At 58.5% G+C, this 16916-nt stretch carries 16 protein-coding genes; 6 read left to right on the forward strand and 10 right to left on the reverse strand.

Annotation, left to right across the window (positions count from 1 at the left end; translation table 11 throughout):
- Nucleotides 1–4: 4 nt before the first annotated feature.
- The 3 genes from HU754_RS15510 to HU754_RS15520 form a co-directional block, all read right to left on the reverse strand.
- Complete coding sequence (locus HU754_RS15510) at nt 5–817, reverse strand: crotonase/enoyl-CoA hydratase family protein (protein WP_186623282.1); 813 nt, start codon at nt 815–817, stop codon at nt 5–7.
- A 205-nt stretch (nt 818–1022) separates the two neighbouring features.
- Nucleotides 1023–1946: a magnesium transporter CorA family protein gene (locus tag HU754_RS15515; RefSeq protein ID WP_186623283.1), complete on the reverse strand. Its 924-nt coding sequence runs from the start codon at nt 1944–1946 to the stop codon at nt 1023–1025.
- Nucleotides 1947–1953: 7 nt separating this feature from the next.
- Entirely contained in the window at nt 1954–3528 is a 1575-nt protein-coding gene (locus tag HU754_RS15520) for a RimK family ATP-grasp domain-containing protein (protein ID WP_225919908.1), read from the reverse strand.
- A 92-nt stretch (nt 3529–3620) separates the two neighbouring features.
- Here HU754_RS15520 and HU754_RS15525 point away from each other — a divergent pair, with 92 nt between their 5' ends.
- The gene (locus HU754_RS15525; RefSeq protein ID WP_186623284.1) at nt 3621–4721 is read left to right on the forward strand and encodes a peptidase C39 family protein; all 1101 of its coding nucleotides are present in this window, start codon (nt 3621–3623) and stop codon (nt 4719–4721) included.
- Between the two features lie 105 nt (nt 4722–4826).
- Here the strand turns inward: HU754_RS15525 and HU754_RS15530 are convergent, their stop codons facing one another.
- Nucleotides 4827–5981 carry a PQQ-dependent sugar dehydrogenase gene (locus HU754_RS15530; RefSeq protein WP_186623285.1) on the reverse strand — a complete coding sequence of 385 codons (1155 nt, stop codon included), beginning with the start codon at nt 5979–5981 and terminating at the stop codon, nt 4827–4829.
- 52 nt (nt 5982–6033) lie between these two features.
- A complete protein-coding gene (locus tag HU754_RS15535; protein ID WP_186623287.1) occupies nt 6034–6354 on the reverse strand; it encodes a hypothetical protein in 321 nt (106 codons plus the stop codon).
- A 189-nt stretch (nt 6355–6543) separates the two neighbouring features.
- Between HU754_RS15535 and ku the strand changes: the two genes are divergently transcribed.
- Complete coding sequence (ku, locus tag HU754_RS15540) at nt 6544–7410, forward strand: non-homologous end joining protein Ku (protein ID WP_116256212.1); 867 nt, start codon at nt 6544–6546, stop codon at nt 7408–7410.
- 116 nt (nt 7411–7526) lie between these two features.
- Here ku and lpxO read toward each other — a convergent pair whose 3' ends face one another.
- Nucleotides 7527–8426, reverse strand: a complete 900-nt coding sequence (lpxO, locus tag HU754_RS15545; protein WP_186623294.1) for a lipid A hydroxylase LpxO — start codon at nt 8424–8426, stop codon at nt 7527–7529.
- Between the two features lie 378 nt (nt 8427–8804).
- Here lpxO and HU754_RS15550 point away from each other — a divergent pair, with 378 nt between their 5' ends.
- Together HU754_RS15550 and HU754_RS15555 are read left to right on the forward strand one after the other, a co-directional pair.
- Nucleotides 8805–10391 carry an ABC-F family ATPase gene (locus tag HU754_RS15550; RefSeq protein ID WP_007914779.1) on the forward strand — a complete coding sequence of 529 codons (1587 nt, stop codon included), beginning with the start codon at nt 8805–8807 and terminating at the stop codon, nt 10389–10391.
- Nucleotides 10392–10652: 261 nt separating this feature from the next.
- Complete coding sequence (locus HU754_RS15555) at nt 10653–11840, forward strand: MFS transporter (protein ID WP_186623295.1); 1188 nt, start codon at nt 10653–10655, stop codon at nt 11838–11840.
- Between the two features lie 123 nt (nt 11841–11963).
- Here HU754_RS15555 and HU754_RS15560 read toward each other — a convergent pair whose 3' ends face one another.
- A complete protein-coding gene (locus HU754_RS15560; RefSeq protein ID WP_186623296.1) occupies nt 11964–13001 on the reverse strand; it encodes an alpha/beta hydrolase family protein in 1038 nt (345 codons plus the stop codon).
- Nucleotides 13002–13237: 236 nt separating this feature from the next.
- A complete protein-coding gene (locus tag HU754_RS15565) occupies nt 13238–13849 on the reverse strand; it encodes an FMN-dependent NADH-azoreductase (protein ID WP_095048870.1) in 612 nt (203 codons plus the stop codon).
- 128 nt (nt 13850–13977) lie between these two features.
- Here HU754_RS15565 and HU754_RS15570 point away from each other — a divergent pair, with 128 nt between their 5' ends.
- Together HU754_RS15570 and HU754_RS15575 are read left to right on the forward strand one after the other, a co-directional pair.
- Entirely contained in the window at nt 13978–14886 is a 909-nt protein-coding gene (locus HU754_RS15570) for a LysR substrate-binding domain-containing protein (RefSeq protein ID WP_093432790.1), read from the forward strand.
- Nucleotides 14883–15242 carry an MmcQ/YjbR family DNA-binding protein gene (locus HU754_RS15575; RefSeq protein WP_186623297.1) on the forward strand — a complete coding sequence of 120 codons (360 nt, stop codon included), beginning with the start codon at nt 14883–14885 and terminating at the stop codon, nt 15240–15242. Before HU754_RS15570 ends, HU754_RS15575 begins: the two co-directional genes overlap by 4 nt.
- 117 nt (nt 15243–15359) lie before the next feature.
- Here the strand turns inward: HU754_RS15575 and HU754_RS15580 are convergent, their stop codons facing one another.
- Both HU754_RS15580 and HU754_RS15585 read right to left on the reverse strand, forming a co-directional pair.
- On the reverse strand, nt 15360–15791 hold the full coding sequence (locus tag HU754_RS15580; protein ID WP_186623301.1) for a DUF1294 domain-containing protein: 432 nt from the start codon (nt 15789–15791) through the stop codon (nt 15360–15362).
- Nucleotides 15788–16618 (reverse strand): undecaprenyl-diphosphate phosphatase, encoded by an 831-nt coding sequence (locus HU754_RS15585; protein WP_186623302.1) that lies wholly within the window; start codon nt 16616–16618, stop codon nt 15788–15790. The genes HU754_RS15580 and HU754_RS15585 overlap by 4 nt, the downstream gene beginning before the upstream one ends.
- Nucleotides 16619–16916: the final 298 nt, after the last annotated feature.

A 16916-nucleotide genomic window follows, 5' to 3' on the forward strand; every position in this document is an offset into this window, starting at 1 on the left:
TTTCTCAGTCCAGAAATTCGGGTTTCTGTTTGCTCATATGGGCGGCCATGGCCACGCGCAAGTCGGTGGATTGCAACATGGCGGCGTTCCAGGTGGCAACGTATTCGAGACCGTCGTCGATACGATGGTCGCGCATGTAGCTGATCATTTCCTTGGTACCGGTAACCGCGATCGGCGACTTCGCAGCGATCTCGCGAGCGATGTCCAACACGCCTTCGAGCAGCGCGTCCTTGTCGCTGTAGACGCGGTTGACCAGGCCAATGCTGCGCGCCTCGTCAGCGCCGAAAGTGCGACCGGTGTAAGCCAGTTCACGCAGCATGCCGTCACCGATGATCCGTGGCAACCGTTGCAAAGTGCCAACATCGGCGGCCATGCCGATATCGATTTCCTTGATCGAGAATTGGGCGTCTTCAGCGGCGTAACGCATGTCGCAGGCCGCGATCAGGTCAATCGCACCACCGAGGCAATACCCCTGAATGGCGGCAAGCACCGGTTTGCGGCAGTTGTCGACGGCGTTGAACGAGGCTTGCAGGGTGAGGATCTTGCGGCGCAGCAGGCGCGCGTTGCGGCCAACGTCCTTGCCCAGTTCATTGGCGACGCCGGCGAGCATCATCAGATCAATGCCGGAGGAAAAGTGTTTACCGTTGCCACTGAGGACCACCACGCGCACTTCGTCGGTGTCGTCGATCCACTGGAAGATCTCGACGATCTCGCTCCAGAACGCCGCGTTCATCGCGTTGATCTTTTCCGGGCGATTGATCTGCACATGGGCGATGTTGTCGGCCAGTTCGACACTGAAGGCGGAGTATTGAGTCATGGCAGTGATCCTTTACCGGGCAGAAAATGAGGCCCGAACTATAACAAGGCATCACAGTGGCGGTTCGGCCAAATGCGGGACTGTCCTGAGTTTTACTTTGCCTGTGCCGGCTTCTTCGCGAGCAGGCTCGCTCCCACCCTGTTGAAATGCATTCCCACTGTGGGAGCGAGCCTGCTCGCGAAGACGTCCGATCAGTCACTACAAATCATCTGGCCAAACGCCGCAACCCAAACAACATCCCCCCCGCCCCCAGCAACATCGCCGCCAGAAACAGCGGATAGGAAATCCACCACGGCGTCCCCGCCGTCATCATGCTGAATTCCGACATGCCGCCAATACTCGCAATCAGGTTCAACGGCAGAAACACCACGTTGATCAAGGTCAGCTTGCGCAGCAGGTTGTTCATGCTGTTGTTCATCAGATTGCCGCGCGCGTCGATCAGCCCGGAAAACACCGTCGAGTAGATTTCCGCCTGCTTGTAGCACTGGTTGTTCTCGATGATCAGGTCGTCAATCAGGCCAAGCGCTTCACTGGCGAAATGCTGCTTCTCGGCATGGTTGCGCAGGCGCGTGAGGACCGCGCCGTTGCTGTGCAACGCGTTGATGTAATAGATCAGGCTTTCGCTGAGGTTGAACATCTGCACCAGATGCTGGTTTTGCATCGAGGCGTTGAATTTCTGCTGCAGTTCGCGGGCGACCAGTTTGATCACCTTCAAGTGCCCGAGGTAGTGATGGATGTTGTTGAACAGCAAGTCGAGCAACACATCCAGCGGCGTGTTCAACGGCTGGCGGGTGCCGAGGCCGTGCAGCGGCGTGTCGTCGGTGGCGATCACCAGCAGTTGCCCGGGCGCAAACAGCAATCCGCAGGACGACACTTCAAACGCCAGACTGCCACCGCCGGAATAGTTTTCCGGGCGTTTCCAGATCAGGAACAAATGGTCGGGATGGAACTCGATGCGCGACACCTCGTCCGGGTCCAGCGCTGACGCCAGTGCATGCTCATCGACCTTGAAATGACTGTGCAGCAAGTCGCGTTCGGCAGCATCGGGGTTGCTGAACAGCATCACCTCGGCATCCAGTCGCTCGACCCGCTGCAGGGCGCCGTGGCTCAGTGCAAAGCTGTTGATCATCGGCGCCTCACCACGCCTGACCGCGACGCTTCAGCTCCAGGCGGCGCACGAACTCCTCCAGCACCAGTGCGTACAGATCGTCGTGCAAATAGGCGTCTTCGATGCCGGCGTCGAGGTTGGGGTTGTCGTTGACTTCGATCACCACCACCTTGTCGCCGGCCTGTTTCAGATCGACGCCGTAGAGACCGTCGCCGATGAGGTTAGCGGTCTTCACCGCGAGTTCCACTACCGCCCGCGGCGCCTCGTGGATCGCCATGGTCCGGCATTCGCCGTTGACGTCCTGACCCTTGGCTTTGTGATTGTAGATTTGCCAGTGGCCCTTGGACATAAAGTACTGGCAGGCGAAGATCGGTTTGCGGTTGAGCACACCAATGCGCCAGTCGTATTCGGTGTAGAAAAACTCCTGCGCCAGCAGCAACACCGAGTGTTCGAACAGTTCGGCGGTCGCCTCAAGCAACGCCTGCTGGCTTTCGACCTTGATCACACCACGGGAAAAACAGCCGTCAGGGATCTTCAATACCAGCGGAAAGCCAAGGCGCTCCCCCACACGCTCGAAGTCTTCGGGTCGCTCCTTGTAGAGGATTTCGGTGGCGGGCATGCCCAGTTGATGGCTATTGAGCAAATCAGTCAGGTAGACCTTGTTGGTGCAGCGCAGAATCGATGTCGGGTCATCCATCACCACCAATCCTTCACTTTCGGCCTTCTTGGCGAAGCGATAAGTGTGGTTGTCAACGCTGGTGGTCTCGCGGATCAGCAAGCCGTCGTACTCGGCCAGACGCGCGTAATCCTTGCGTTCAATCAGTTCGACGTCGATGCCCATGCCTTTGCCGACCCGGACGAAATTCGCCAGTGCCTTGGCGTTGGATGGCGGCAACGCCTCCTGCGGATCGTGCAATATCGCCAGGTCATAGCGCGCCACTTGCGGCGAGCGCGGCACCCGCCAGACTTTACGGCTGAACCCGTCCAGCGCGTTGGCGAACTGATCTTCCTGATCATCGCGCAACTTGTGCAGAGCGCCGGACTTTATACCTTCGATGTGCCAACCATTAGTTCGACGGAACTCAACTAACAATATCGGGCAGGGAAACACTTCAAACAATTGCCGCGCCAGATCCTGTAATGGTTCGATATGTGTCCGACCGAAATACAGGGTCAGGGTAAATCCTTCGGTATCACTGTAGAGATGATGACTGAGGGCTTTCTCGAGCGTTTTATCGAGGTCATCCAGCGCCAGGCCATACAGTGATTTTTTCGTCAGTTCGCTGATGGTGCGCACGGAGGGAATCACCTTGTGCCCCCGCGCTTCGGCCAGCAGTGAACAGTAGTAGCCATGACCGAGATACTTGTAGCTGCGGCACAGATTGATCACCTGCACACGCTTGCCCCGCTCGCTGTCACAGCTGTGCTCGAGGTATTCCTGCGCCGTCAGGATGTCTTCACTGGGGAAGTATGAAGCCCAGTCTTCCTTGCGCTCGACAATAATCAACACTTGGCTGGATGCCCTAATCGCCGAACTTAAATAAGTTGCCGCCGGCAAACTTTGCTCGGATACTTCGCGCCAATGACCCTGTACCGCTGACATAGAGATTGATCCGTTGGAGAACAAGACCTTTTCTATTAAGCACGAAGTTTTTTGAAAGTCTCGTTTCGTTACGCAACTTTTACGGTGGTCATATGAAGGCTGTTTTTCGTTTGGCGGTAGTTGAAGACTTGCCGGCGCTGCTGGCACTGGAAATGCAATGTTTCACCACAGACCGGCTCACCAGTCGCAGCTTTCAGTGGATGATCACCCGTGCTCACGGGCAGTTGCTGGTGGCGGAGTGCGACGGTCAATTGTTGGGTTATGCGTTGGTGTTGTTTCATCGCGGCACTTCGCTCGCGCGGCTGTATTCCATTGCACTGGCCGTTGAAGCGCGAGGAACCGGTCTGAGCAAGCAACTGCTGCAACGCATCGAAGCGATGGCGCTGGAGCATGATTGTGCCTATCTGCGGCTGGAGGTGCGCATCGACAACCCTGCGGCCATTGCCCTGTATGAACGCAATGGCTACCGGCGCTTTGCACTGATTCACGATTACTACGAAGACCACGCCGACGCGCTGCGCCTGGAGAAACGCATTCTCCAGCACCGCGACTCGCGCAGCATCAAGGTGCCTTACTACCCGCAAACCACCGATTTCACCTGTGGCCCGGCGTGCCTGTTGATGGCCATGGGCGCATTGCAGTCGGAGCGTTTGCTGGAGCGTCGGGAAGAGTTGCAAGTCTGGCGGGAAGCGACGACGGTGTTCATGACCTCCGGCCATGGCGGTTGCAGCCCGCAGGGATTGGCGTTGGCGGCGTGGCGTCGGGGGTTTCGCGTGCGTATGGCGCTGAGCATGAGCGGGCCGTTATTCCTCGATGGAGTGCGGGATGCGCATAAAAAAGACGTCATGCGCCTTGTACACGAAGAGTTCACGGCGCAATTGCAGGAGACCGATGTCGAGTGTGTGATCGGTGCGTCGCTGGATCTGCCGCGTTTGCTGGATGCCGGAGGGCAGCCACTGGTGTTGATCAGCAGCTATCGACTGACCCGCTCGAAGTCGCCGCATTGGGTGATCGTCACCGATTGCGACGAGGATTTCGTTTACCTGCATGACCCGGATGTCGATCACAGCCAGCATCGACAACCCATGGATTGCCAGCATGTGCCGGTGAGTCATGGCGAGTTCGAAAAGATGTGCCGGTTTGGCCGGGGTAAATTGCGTGCGGCGGTGGTGTTGTATTCCCGCGAAACGTAAGCCTCCACATGTAGGAGCTGCCGAAGGCTGCGATCTTTTGATTTTGTTGTGAAGATCAAGATCAAAAAATCGCAGCCTGCGGCAGCCCCTACAGGGGCCTACCCGTCAAGGTGTCGGCTTCAGGCCAACTTTGTATAGCGAGCCGTTCTCTTCATCCGTCAGCACATACAAATAACCATCCGGCCCTTGCCGCACATCACGAATCCGCTGCTTGAGTTCGCCGAGCAAACGCTCCTCATGCACGACCTTGTCGCCATCGAACTGCAAGCGGATCAGTTCTTGACTCACCAGTGCCCCGATAAACGCATTGTGTTGCCACGGTTTAAAGCGATCGGCATCGTAAAACGTCATGCCGGTAACGCCCGGCGATTTCTCCCACACATGATGCGGCGCGACGGTGCCTTCGGCCGTTTTGCCCTGGGCTTCCGGAATCGGCTGCATCGAGTAATTGATGCCGTGAGTCGCCAGTGGCCAGCCATAGTTCTTGCCGCGTTCGATGATGTTCACTTCGTCGCCACCGCGCGGGCCGTGCTCGTTCTCCCATACCGTGCCAGTCCATGGATTGAGCGCCGCGCCCTGCGGATTGCGCACGCCGTAGGCCCAGATTTCCGGGCGAACGCCGGACTGGCCGACAAAGGGGTTGTCGTCCGGCACCTTGCCGTCGGGGTAGATGCGCACGACCTTGCCTTGCAGCTTGTCGAGATCCTGCGCAGTCGGCCGGTCGTTGTTCTCGCCCAAGGTAATGAACAGATAACCGTCGCGATCAAACACCAGCCGCGAGCCAAAGTGATTGCCGACCGAAAGCTTCGGCTCCTGGCGAAAGATCACTTTGAAATCCTTCAACGTCTTCAGGTCATCCGCAAGCCGCCCGCGCCCTACGGCGGTGCCAGCCTTGTCGCCGGCTCCGCCGCCTTCGGCATAGGACAGATAGACCAGACGATCCTGTTTGAAGTCCGGCGACAGCGCGACATCCAGTAACCCGCCCTGCCCCTTGGCCCAGACCTGCGGTACACCGGAGATCGGCGCCGACAGCGTGCCGTCTGCCGCCACCACGCGCAGATTGCCGGGACGCTCAGTGACCAGCATGCCTTGGCGATCCGGCAGAAACGCCAGCGCCCATGGATGCTCAAGGTCTGCGGTGATGGTCGTGACTTCGAGGGTGCCCTGTTCGCTTTGCAGCTCTTTGGGCGCGGCGGCAAAGGCCGGAGCACTGATCAGCGCACCAGCACACAGTGTGGCTAGAAGGGTTTTACGCAACATGCACGATTCCTTTTGTTCGTTTCAAGGGCCGACAGAACTTCAGTCCTGCCGCTCAACGATTGCTGTCTCCGCCGCGCGAAGGTGGGTTGGGAATGAACGTGGGGGGTGTGCTCGGCACCGAACGGATCGGCTGGCCGTTGCCAATGCCCCGGTTCTCGACCGTAGGCTGGCGCGGCGTTGGTACGGTGTTCGGCCCCCGAATGAGGGGAGCGCTGGGCTGAGTGCCCTGCATGCTGTTCGGATTGGCCCGGCGGATCGGGCTGTTGTAGGGGTTATTGCTGTTACCAGTGGGGCTTTGCGCCAACAGCACGTCGGCATGAACCAGCCCGCCACTGAGGGCAAGGACGACGATGCCAAGCAGAATTCGGTTCATGACGCTGCCTCTCGATAGGCGTGGGATAGAGCCTTCGAGTCCACGCTACGCCGAGGGTTCGGATTTGTTAACCCGTCAGGCTTAAACAACATGTAACACGGCTTGACCAAGTGGCTGGCAACCCGCGCATCCCGGGGAAACTTTCAGTCGTGGCCGCTGGTCATCCGATCATCACTCGGAGAACTCACCATGGCTCGGGCAATCTGGAAAGGCGCAATCAGTTTCGGACTGGTGCACATCCCTGTCGCACTGGTCTCGGCGACCTCGTCGCAGGGCGTGGATTTCGATTGGCTCGACAGCCGCAGCATGGACCCCGTTGGCTATAAACGGGTAAACAAGGTCACCGGCAAAGAAGTTACCAAGGAACACATTGTCAAAGGTGTGGCCTACGAAAAAGGCCGATATGTGGTGCTCAGCGAAGAAGAGATCCGCTCGGCACACCCTGTTTCAACGCAGACCATCGACATATTCTCGTTTGTCGACGCCGATCAGATTCCCCTGCAAAACATCGACACGCCCTACTACCTGGCGCCGGACAAACGCGGTGGCAAGGTCTACGCGTTACTGCGTGAAACCCTGAGCAAAACCAACAAGGTCGCCCTCGCCCGCGTGGTCTTGCATACGCGCCAATACCTCGCAGCGTTAATGCCGCTGGAATCGGCGCTGGTGTTGGTGAAGTTGCGCTGGCCGCAGGAGGTACGTGGTCTCGATGAGCTCGAACTGGGCAGCGAAGTGACCAAGCCGCAGTTGGCCAAGGGTGAACTGGACATGGCCAAACGGCTGGTGCAGGACATGAGCGCCGACTGGAAGCCCGAAGACTACAAGGATGAATTTGAAGACAAGATCATGGCCCTGGTCGAGAAAAAGGCCCATGAAGGCAAGATCGAGGATGTTGAGTCGGTGGGTGGTGAGGAAGAGCGTAAAACCGCTGATGTGATCGACTTGACCGAGCTGCTCAAACGCAGTCTGGGCGGGAAAGCGGTGGCGAAGCCGAAAGCGAAAGCAGAGAAAACGGCGAAATCTGCGCCGGCGAAGAAGACCAAGAAGGCTTCCTGATAGTGATTGGTTGCCCTTGAGACCGTCATCACGAGCAGGCTCACTCCTACAGGGAACGCATTTCAAATGTAGGAGTGAGCCTGCTCGCGATGGCGTCAGCAGCGTTTGTCTTGAATTCAGATCAGAATGAATACCGCGAGCAAACCACCGAAGATCGCCCACTTTTCCATGTAGTAACGCTTGCGATTGCGCTTTTTCAGCTCTTTGCCACGCAGACGAATCTTGTAGATTCGGGTAAACAAGCGGTTGATCCCGCCCGTGCGGTCGCTGGCATCATTCGGTGCGCCTGCCGCCGACATCACCGTGCGGCTGAACCAGGCGTTGAACGCGGCGGCCCAGCGGTATTTCATCGGCCGTTCAATATCGCAGAACAGGATGATGCGGTTCTTGTCGGTGGTGTTTTCGGCGTAATGAATAAACGTCTCGTCGAACATCACCGCTTCACCATCGCGCCAATGGTAGTTCTCACCGTCGACGTTGATGTAGCAGCCGGCATCGTTCGGCGTGTCCAGGCCCAGGTGATAGCGATAGGAACCGGCATACGGGTCGCGGTGACGCACCAGTTTCGAACCCGGGGGCAACTCGGCAAACATCGCGGCCTTGATCGAGCCAATGCTCTGCACCAGTTCGGTGGTGCGCGGGCACAGCTTCATGGCCGACGGATGGCTCTCGCCGTACCACTTCAGATAAAACCGCTTCCAGCCGCTTTTGAAGAACGAGTTGAAACCGACATCGTCGTACTGATTGGAGCGCTTGATCTCGCCGGCACGCAGCAGGTTTTGCCCCTCTTCACGGATTTCTTCCCAGTGCGCCTGCAACGGGCTCAAGTCAGGAAATTCGCTCGGGTCCAGGTACGGCTTGTTCGGTTTTTTCGAAAACAGATAAAGGAAGCAGTTGATCGGCGCAAGAAACGTCGAATGGTCGCTCAGTTGTCGACCGAGTTTGTGTCGCACACGCCCACGCAGATGAACGTATGCAATGGAAATGACATAAATAACAGCAATGATGAGTTTCACGGAAATCGTCACACGTCAGAAGTGAACAAACTGCGCGCCTGGCGGCCTGAGGCCCAGCGTCTTATGCAGAGGTCTGAATACACATGGCTCGTCCTTGGCCCGCGCCGTAACCGGACGCTCGGTGAAAGGTGGCATTTTAGCCACAGTTTGTAACTGAGGGTGAGCCTTCATCTGTGAAAAACTGTCCCGCGCAGGTGCCAATCGGCGATGTTGGCGTGATCGCCCTATCGTTTAAAGAGCCAGACCAGTACAATCGCCGCCAAACTTTACGCGCCCCCCTTGGTTGATGACGGGACTTCCCCGCTTCAGCGCACTTTGACTCGGGCCAAGCGCTCCAGCCGCACCCTCGCTACTCAGAATGCTTCGCAGGAAAAACTCTTGATCTCTACAGCTAACATCACGATGCAGTTCGGCGCCAAGCCGCTCTTCGAAAACGTTTCGGTCAAATTCGGCGCGGGCAACCGCTACGGTCTGATCGGCGCCAACGGTTGCGGCAAGTCGACCTTCATGAAAATCCTCGGCGGCGACCTCGACCCGTCCGGCGGTCAGGTCATGCTCGAGCCGAACGTGCGTCTGGGTAAATTGCGCCAGGACCAGTTCGCCTACGAAGAATTCACCGTGATCGACACCGTGATCATGGGCCACGAAGAGCTGTGGAAGGTCAAGGCCGAGCGCGACCGCATCTACTCGCTGCCGGAAATGAGCGAAGAAGACGGCATGGCCGTGGCCGAGCTGGAAACCGAATTCGCCGAGATGGACGGCTACACTGCCGAATCCCGCGCCGGTGAACTGTTGCTGGGCCTGGGCATCGGCATCGAGCAGCACTTCGGCCCGATGAGCGAAGTTTCGCCAGGCTGGAAACTGCGCGTATTGCTGGCGCAGGCGCTGTTCTCCGATCCGGAAGTGCTGTTGCTCGACGAACCGACCAACCACCTGGACATCAACACCATTCGCTGGCTGGAAAACGTGCTGACCCAGCGTAACAGCCTGATGATCATCATCTCCCACGACCGTCACTTCCTGAACAGCGTGTGCACGCACATGGCTGACCTGGATTACGGCGAGCTGCGTCTGTTCCCGGGCAACTACGACGAGTACATGACCGTGGCGACCCAGTCCCGCGAGCAACTGCTGTCGGACAACGCCAAGAAGAAAGCGCAGATTTCCGAGCTGCAATCGTTCGTCAGCCGCTTCTCGGCCAACGCCTCGAAAGCCAAGCAGGCCACGTCCCGCGCCAAGGCGATCGACAAGATCCAGCTGGCCGAGGTCAAGCCTTCGAGTCGCGTGAGCCCGTTCATTCGCTTCGATCAGAACAAAAAGCTGCACCGCCAGGCGGTCATCGTCGAAAAAATGGCCAAAGGCTTCGACGGCAAACCACTGTTCAAAGACTTCAGCTTCCAGGTTGAAGCCGGCGAGCGCGTGGCGATCATCGGCCCGAACGGTATCGGCAAAACCACCCTGCTGCGCACTCTGGTCAACGAACTGACCCCGGACGCCGGCAGCATCAAGTGGACCGACGCCGCCGAACTGGGCTACTACGCCCAGGATCACGCGCACGACTTCGAAGACGACGTCACCCTGTTCGACTGGATGGGTCAGTGGACCCAGGGCGAACAGATGATTCGCGGCACTTTGGGGCGCATGCTGTTCTCCAACGACGAAATCCTCAAGTCGGTCAAAGTGATTTCCGGTGGTGAGCAAGGTCGCATGCTGTTCGGCAAGCTGATCCTGCAAAAGCCGAACGTGCTGATCATGGACGAACCGACCAACCACTTGGACATGGAATCGATCGAGGCGCTGAACCTGGCGCTGGAAAACTACCCGGGCACGCTGATCTTCGTCAGCCACGACCGTGAGTTCGTATCGTCCCTGGCCACACGCATCATCGAGCTGAGCCCGGATGGCGTGACTGACTTCAGCGGCACTTACGATGACTACCTGCGTAGTCAGGGTGTGGTGTTCTAAAACGCTGCTGCAACCTGAAAAGCCCTGTCCATGTGACGGGGCTTTTTGCATTTCAGGGTGAGGAATTTGCTGGTGCGGCGACCTTCGCGAGCAAGCTCGCTCCCACATTTGAAATACATTCCCCTGTGGGAGCGAGCTTGCTCGCGAAGACGCCAGTAGCTGCGACATCAATCTTTTGGGAAAGTAGTTAGCCTGCTTTCTTTTATCTGACACCCAAGCCATGATGCGAACTCTCCCACCGCCGCCCGCGAACGAGTCCTCATGTCTGCGCAGCAACTGCCACCGCAAAGCTCCATGGCGATCACCCTGCAGATCGTTTCCATCGTGTTCTACACCTTTATTGCGTTCCTCTGCATCGGCCTGCCGATCGCGGTGTTGCCGGGTTATGTGCATGAGCAACTGGGTTTCAGCGCGGTCATCGCCGGGCTGGTGATTGGCTCGCAATACCTGGCCACCCTGCTCAGCCGGCCAATGGCCGGGCGCATGTCGGACACGGTCGGCACGAAACGGGCGATCATTTATGGCTTGTGGGGAATTGTCCTCAGTGGCTTGCTGACGCTGCTCTCCACCCTGCTGCAGACTTGGCCGCTGACAAGCCTGATCATTCTGATCATCGGCCGCTTGCTGCTCGGCATCGCGCAGGGCTTGATCGGTGTCGGTACGATCAGTTGGTGCATGGGCCAGGTCGGCGTTGAACACACGGCAAAATCGATTGGCTGGAACGGCATCGCTTCCTATGGCGCGATTGCGATTGGTGCGCCGCTGGGCGTGGTGATGGTCGCCGATTACGGCTTCACCAGCCTCGGCATCGCGCTAGCCGTGCTGGCGGCCGGTGCGCTGGTGCTGATTCGCAATAAGCCTTCGGTGCCGGTGATCCGTGGCGAACGCCTGCCGTTCTGGGCGGTGTTCGGGCGGATCGCCCCGTATGGCGCCAGTCTGACCCTGGCCTCGATCGGCTACGGCACGCTGACGACGTTCATCACCCTCTATTACCTCAACCGTGGCTGGACCGGCGCGGCGTACTGCCTGACGGTGTTTGGCGTGTGCTTCATCCTGTCACGGCTGATGTTTATCTCGGCGATCAGTCGGTTTGGCGGGTTCAGGTCCGCTATCGCCTGCATGACCATCGAAACCTTGGGCTTGGTGATGTTGTGGCTGGCGCCGTCGACCGCATTCGCCTTGATCGGTGCCGGACTGGCAGGGTTTGGTTTGTCGCTGGTGTACCCGGCGCTGGGTGTCGAGGCGATCAAGCAGGTGCCCAGTTCCAGCCGAGGATCCGGGTTGGGGGCTTATGCAGTGTTCTTCGATCTGGCGCTGGCGATTGCCGGGCCGTTGATGGGCGCGGTGGCGTTGAACCTGGGGTATTCGTGGATTTTCTTCAGCGCGGCGCTGTTGTCGGTGATCGGATTGGGGCTGACCTTGCTGCTGCAGCGCCGGGCGATTTCCTGAAGTTCGCCGCGATCCCCTGTAGGAGTGAGCCTGCTCGCGATAGCGGTGTGTCAGTCACCTAATATGTTGAATGGTATGACGCTTTCGCGAGCAGGCTCGCTCCCACAAGGGTTCTGCACCTGACTATTGATCCGCGGTCTGCATGCCGGCCCGGGTCGGTTTACCCAAGGTGTGCGAGAAGAACCGTCCAGCCTCAGAGATCAGGTTGCGGTGAATGTCTTCGCGATCCACCCCATCAGCATCGGTGCACAGCGCCGGCATCGCGCGAATCTGTTCTTCGTTGCACGGCGCCATAAACACGAAGTGCCCTGCCCCGGCGAGTAATTTGAAGTCCGGTGCCGTCGGCAGTTTGCGCGCCAGCGCGGCGGCGTTCTTGTCGAAGGCCACCAGTTTGTCACCATCACCGCTGTAGAGCAGCACCGGCACATGCACGTCAGCCAAGGTGTGACGACCGAACTTGAGGCTCAGCGGCGCCATCAGCAGCAGCGCATGAACGCGCGGATCGGCCACCGGTTGCAGATCATCCCGATCAACGATCAACTCACCCTGGGTGTTACAGGCATCACGATCGTCCGGGCGCTCTTGGCAATACCGACGCAGGCGATCGAGATCCGGTTGCGCCCCAGACAGGATCAACGCGGTCTCGCCGCCAGCGGAATAACCGATCACCCCTACCTGATCCGCATTGACGTACGGCGCAAGCATGCGATCGCCCAAGGTTGCGGTGATGGCTTCGGAAATCTGGATCGGTCGCCCGTAGAGATTGCTCAGAGTGCCGAGTCGGCTGTGGTCTTTGGAATTGTCGCCGGGGTGAATCACCGCCACCACGACAAAGCCTTTGCGCGCCAGCGAAGTCGCCAGGTCGTGCAGTGCCATCGGCGTGCCGGTGTTGCCGTGGGACAGCATCAGCATCGGAAAGCGGCCGATGGCGACTTTGGTGTCTTCCCCGGCTTCGACCGAATAGCCCTCGAGCAGGCTCAGGTGTTCACGATCGCTGGAGGGATAAAAGGCGATGGCGCGCATCGGTTGCAGGTCCAGCGGATCGAGGAAGGTCATCTCGTGATAACCGACGCTCCAGACCGGGTGTCGCCCAGGCGCGGCATGCACTGTGTTAAGGCTGCCGAGCAGGCAAATCAGTAACGTTGCACAAAGACGCATCATGGGATGCCCCACCCTGTTGTTACTCAATCGAAAGTTCCGTTGCGTTGCGGGCCTGAAACCCCGGGGATTCGGTGTTCCGGTACGACAATGCACTCAGACGCTGATTGTGTGACTGCATAACCCGGGCCAGATTATGTAACAGCCAGAAACAAAAAACTCCGCATTCGCCCCTTGCGGAACCAGAATACAGAGTTTTTTGGGGGTTACCTGAACATCAGCTGTTCTTTACGCAAGCCTTACGCGGCGGCGAACAGTTGCTCGCTGATCTTCGCTTGTGCAGCGGTCATCGCGTTGTTACGCACTTCGTCGCCATACGCCAGGCCTTCGGCGCGGACGATTTCGATGTCGGTGATGCCGAGGAAGCCAAGTACCAGCTTCAGATATTCTTCGTGAGCGATGCCGCTGGCCTGACCGGCATGAATGCCGCCGGAAGTGGAAACGATCACCACTTTCTTGCCGCCGCACAGGCCTTCAGGGCCGGCTTCGGTGTAACGGAAGGTTTGACCGGCGACGGCAACGCGGTCGATCCACGCCTTGAGTTGGGTCGGTACGGTGAAGTTGTACATCGGAGCCGCGATCACAACGGCGTCCGCAGCGATGAACTCGGCCAGGGTCGAAGCGCTCAGTTCGGCTTCGTGCTGTTGTGCGGCGTTACGCAGCTCAGCGGTGGTGCCAGCGGCGACCAGGGTGGTCGACGAGAAGTGGCTGATGGCGTCGGCGGCCAGGTCGCGGTAGGTCACCACGGCGCTTGGCTCGGCAACTTGCCAGGCTTTGACGACTTCGCTGCTCAACTGACGGGAAGCCGAGTTGTCGCCCAGAATGCTCGAATCGATATGCAGCAGTTTCATGTGGAATCTCCTGGAAGGAATCGCCGGTGGCGACGGAATGGAGACAATCCTACGCAAGAAACCAATGGATGATTAGCCGCCTGAAATGCGATAGTTTGTCCCACTGATAGAACAGTCGGATATCCCTGATGCAAGACCTCAACGATCTCTACTATTTCGCCAAAGTCGTCGAAGCCGGCGGTTTTGCTGCGGCCGGGCGATTGCTCGGGATTCCCAAATCACGGCTGTCGCGGCGCATTGCCGAACTTGAAGAACGCCTTGGCGCGCGCTTGCTGCAACGCACCACCCGGCAACTCAATCTCACTGCAGTTGGCGAACGTTACTTGCGCCACTGTCAGGCGATGCTCCTCGAAGCAGAAATGGCCGATGAAGCGGTGGCGAGCATGTCCAGCGAGCCGCGCGGGCGACTGCGCGTGTCCTGCCCTACGGGTCTGGCCCGGGAAATGTTGCCGTGGGTGATCAGCGATTTCCTTGGCAAATTCCCCCAGGTGCAACTGGAAGTCGTACTGCTCAATCGCCGGGTCGATCTGGTCGGTGAGGGCTTTGATGTCGCGTTGCGCGTGCGTGAGCACGGTGACGAAGATCCGCTGCTGGTGACCCGACGCCTGCGTCAGGCGCAGATGGTCGTGGTGGCCAGCCCGGCGTTTTTACAGGGCAAGACGATCAACCATCCGCAAGACCTGAAGCATCTGCCCGTACTGGGTGCGCTGGAGGCCGATCGTATGGTGCATGTGCGCCTGCTCGATCAGCAGGGCCACAGTTTCGAACTGAACATGGAGGCTCGCCTGGGCATCGATGATTTTGTCGTACGCAAGGCCTGCGTCCTCGCCGGTCAGGGGTTTACCCTGTTGCCGATGATGTATTGCGAGGCGGAGCTGGAAAACGGCACGCTGGTGCAGATGTTGCCGGAGTGGTCACTGCCCGGCGGCTGGCTGCAAGCGGTGTATCCGCATCGACGCGGGGTGATGCCGGCGGTGCGCGCGTGGATCGATCATCTGGTCGAGTCGTTCAATGCCTGTGGGGAGCGGTTGTTATGAGCAAGGGAAAGATGAACGAAGCCGACGTTGCGGCGTTCTGCCTGGCATTGCCGGGCGCTCGGGAAGATTACAAATGGGGCGGCGTGCGAGTGTTTTCGATTGCCGGCAACAAGATGTTTGCCTTGCAGGGGCTGCGTGGGGATTCACTGGCGTTCAAGGTCGACAAGGATTTGTTTCTTGGCCATTGCGACCGCCCGGGGATTCACCCGGCGCCGTATCTGGCGCGGGCGCAGTGGATCATCATGCATCCGCCCTACCCGCTGGCTGCTGAGGAGTTACGCGGGTTGTTGCAGCGCTCGCATCAACTGGTGGTGAGCAAGTTGCCGAAAAAGACCCAAATCGGATTATTGCTGTAAACCCGATCCCTGTAGGAGTGAGCCTGCTCGCGATAGCGGAGTGTCAGTTGGAATTTCTTTGGCTGACACTCCGCTATCGCGAGCAGGCTCACTCCTACATAGGGAATTGCGGTGTATTCAGAACAGCGCCAGCAGGTTCGAGCCAAGAAACAACTGATCGATCCAGAACACCTGATGCAACACGACAATCACCCAGAACAGAATCTGAAACGAGACCTTACGCGTCTTGTGCCGGAACACCTGCTGGGCGATTAATGCACCCGGCCAACCGCCCGCCAGTTCCACGGCATGAAGGATGTTCTCGGGTGTGCGCCAGGCATCGGCGCGCGCCTTGCGCTTGTCTGCCCAGTACATGAAGAACGCCAACACACTCACAACACCGTAAGCCGTCAGCGGCACCAACGAAATCCCGCGCAACCACATCGACACCGAGCCGAACAGCGGCAACGCGCAGACGATCAGCAGAACCAGCAGTTTCAGCTTCAGATGCTGGATGTTGTTGCCGCCCGAAGGTCGCCCTTCGGGCCGGCGTGCGCGGGAATCACTCATGGCTTGGCCGCCGCCCAATCGATCCAGCCAAACTGCCACGTCGCCAGAATGACCAGACCAAAAACGATCCGATACCAGGCAAATGCCGCATAACTATGGCTGGCAATGAACTTGAGCAAGCCGCGCACGGCGATCATGGCGAAGATGAACGCGGTGACAAAGCCGATGGCAAACACCGGGAAGTCCGCCGGCACAAACAGATGGCGGTACTTATAGCCCGAGTAGACCGCCGCACCGACCATGGTCGGCATCGCGAGGAAGAAGGAAAACTCGGTGGCAGTCTTGCGCGACAGGCCGAACAACAACCCGCCAATGATCGTCGAGCCGGAACGCGAAGTGCCGGGAATCATCGCCAGACACTGAGCGAAACCAACCTTCAAGGCATCTTTCCAAGTGATCTCGTCGACTGTTTCGGCGTGCACTGCATGCTGACGCTTTTCCGCCCACAACATGATGATGCCACCCACCACCAACGCGGTCGCAACGGTAATCGGATTGAACAGGTATTCGTGGATCAGGTCGGCAAAGATCACGCCCAGCACCACGGCGGGCAGAAACGCGATCAGCAGGTTAGCGGTGAAACGACGGGCACTGGGCTGCGTCGGCAAACCGATGACCACATCGAAAATCTTGCGGCGAAACTCCCAGACCACCGCGAGGATCGCGCCGAGCTGGATGATGATATTGAACGCCATGGCCCGTTCGCCGCCGAAATCGAGCAAGTCGGCAACAATGATCTGGTGTCCGGTACTGGAAATGGGCAAAAACTCCGTCAGCCCTTCTACAACTCCTAGTATCAGTGCCTGCAAGGCCGTCCAAAGATCCATCAATCCCCCAAAGAGCGATGCGCGCCGGCATGCCCCGATAGTATTTTTCTAGCGTTCACTGCGATCAGCGTAGCTGTTTATGGCTGTACCGATTCCGCACGCACAGGATCCACACGAAACGGTCAAAATTCCGTGAAATATCAATTTGGATTCAGGTTTTCACGCGCGGGGCCGAAATCCTAACAGACAAGCCTTATTAGCGCTGCCGCGTTATACGACTTGGGTCGCGTATGCCCGCTCACGAAATCGTGGTTGGATGCTGGCGGTCGTTTATTACAAGAAAAAGAATCCGGAGTGA

This window comes from Pseudomonas zeae (assembly GCF_014268485.2).
GTDB lineage: Bacteria > Pseudomonadota > Gammaproteobacteria > Pseudomonadales > Pseudomonadaceae > Aquipseudomonas > Aquipseudomonas neuropathica.

Coding starts and splice junctions, on each gene's coding strand:
- HU754_RS15525 (WP_186623284.1), top strand. CDS start 3,621: ATGAAGGCTGTTTTTCGTTTGGCGGTAGTTGAAGACTTGCCGGCGCTG.
- HU754_RS15515 (WP_186623283.1), bottom strand. CDS start 1,946: ATGATCAACAGCTTTGCACTGAGCCACGGCGCCCTGCAGCGGGTCGAG.
- HU754_RS15510 (WP_186623282.1), bottom strand. CDS start 817: ATGACTCAATACTCCGCCTTCAGTGTCGAACTGGCCGACAACATCGCC.
- HU754_RS15535 (WP_186623287.1), bottom strand. CDS start 6,354: ATGAACCGAATTCTGCTTGGCATCGTCGTCCTTGCCCTCAGTGGCGGG.
- HU754_RS15585 (WP_186623302.1), bottom strand. CDS start 16,618: ATGGATCTTTGGACGGCCTTGCAGGCACTGATACTAGGAGTTGTAGAA.
- ku (WP_116256212.1), top strand. CDS start 6,544: ATGGCTCGGGCAATCTGGAAAGGCGCAATCAGTTTCGGACTGGTGCAC.
- HU754_RS15520 (WP_225919908.1), bottom strand. CDS start 3,528: ATGTCAGCGGTACAGGGTCATTGGCGCGAAGTATCCGAGCAAAGTTTG.
- HU754_RS15570 (WP_093432790.1), top strand. CDS start 13,978: ATGCAAGACCTCAACGATCTCTACTATTTCGCCAAAGTCGTCGAAGCC.
- HU754_RS15580 (WP_186623301.1), bottom strand. CDS start 15,791: ATGAGTGATTCCCGCGCACGCCGGCCCGAAGGGCGACCTTCGGGCGGC.
- HU754_RS15555 (WP_186623295.1), top strand. CDS start 10,653: ATGTCTGCGCAGCAACTGCCACCGCAAAGCTCCATGGCGATCACCCTG.
- HU754_RS15530 (WP_186623285.1), bottom strand. CDS start 5,981: ATGTTGCGTAAAACCCTTCTAGCCACACTGTGTGCTGGTGCGCTGATC.
- HU754_RS15565 (WP_095048870.1), bottom strand. CDS start 13,849: ATGAAACTGCTGCATATCGATTCGAGCATTCTGGGCGACAACTCGGCT.
- HU754_RS15575 (WP_186623297.1), top strand. CDS start 14,883: ATGAGCAAGGGAAAGATGAACGAAGCCGACGTTGCGGCGTTCTGCCTG.
- HU754_RS15560 (WP_186623296.1), bottom strand. CDS start 13,001: ATGATGCGTCTTTGTGCAACGTTACTGATTTGCCTGCTCGGCAGCCTT.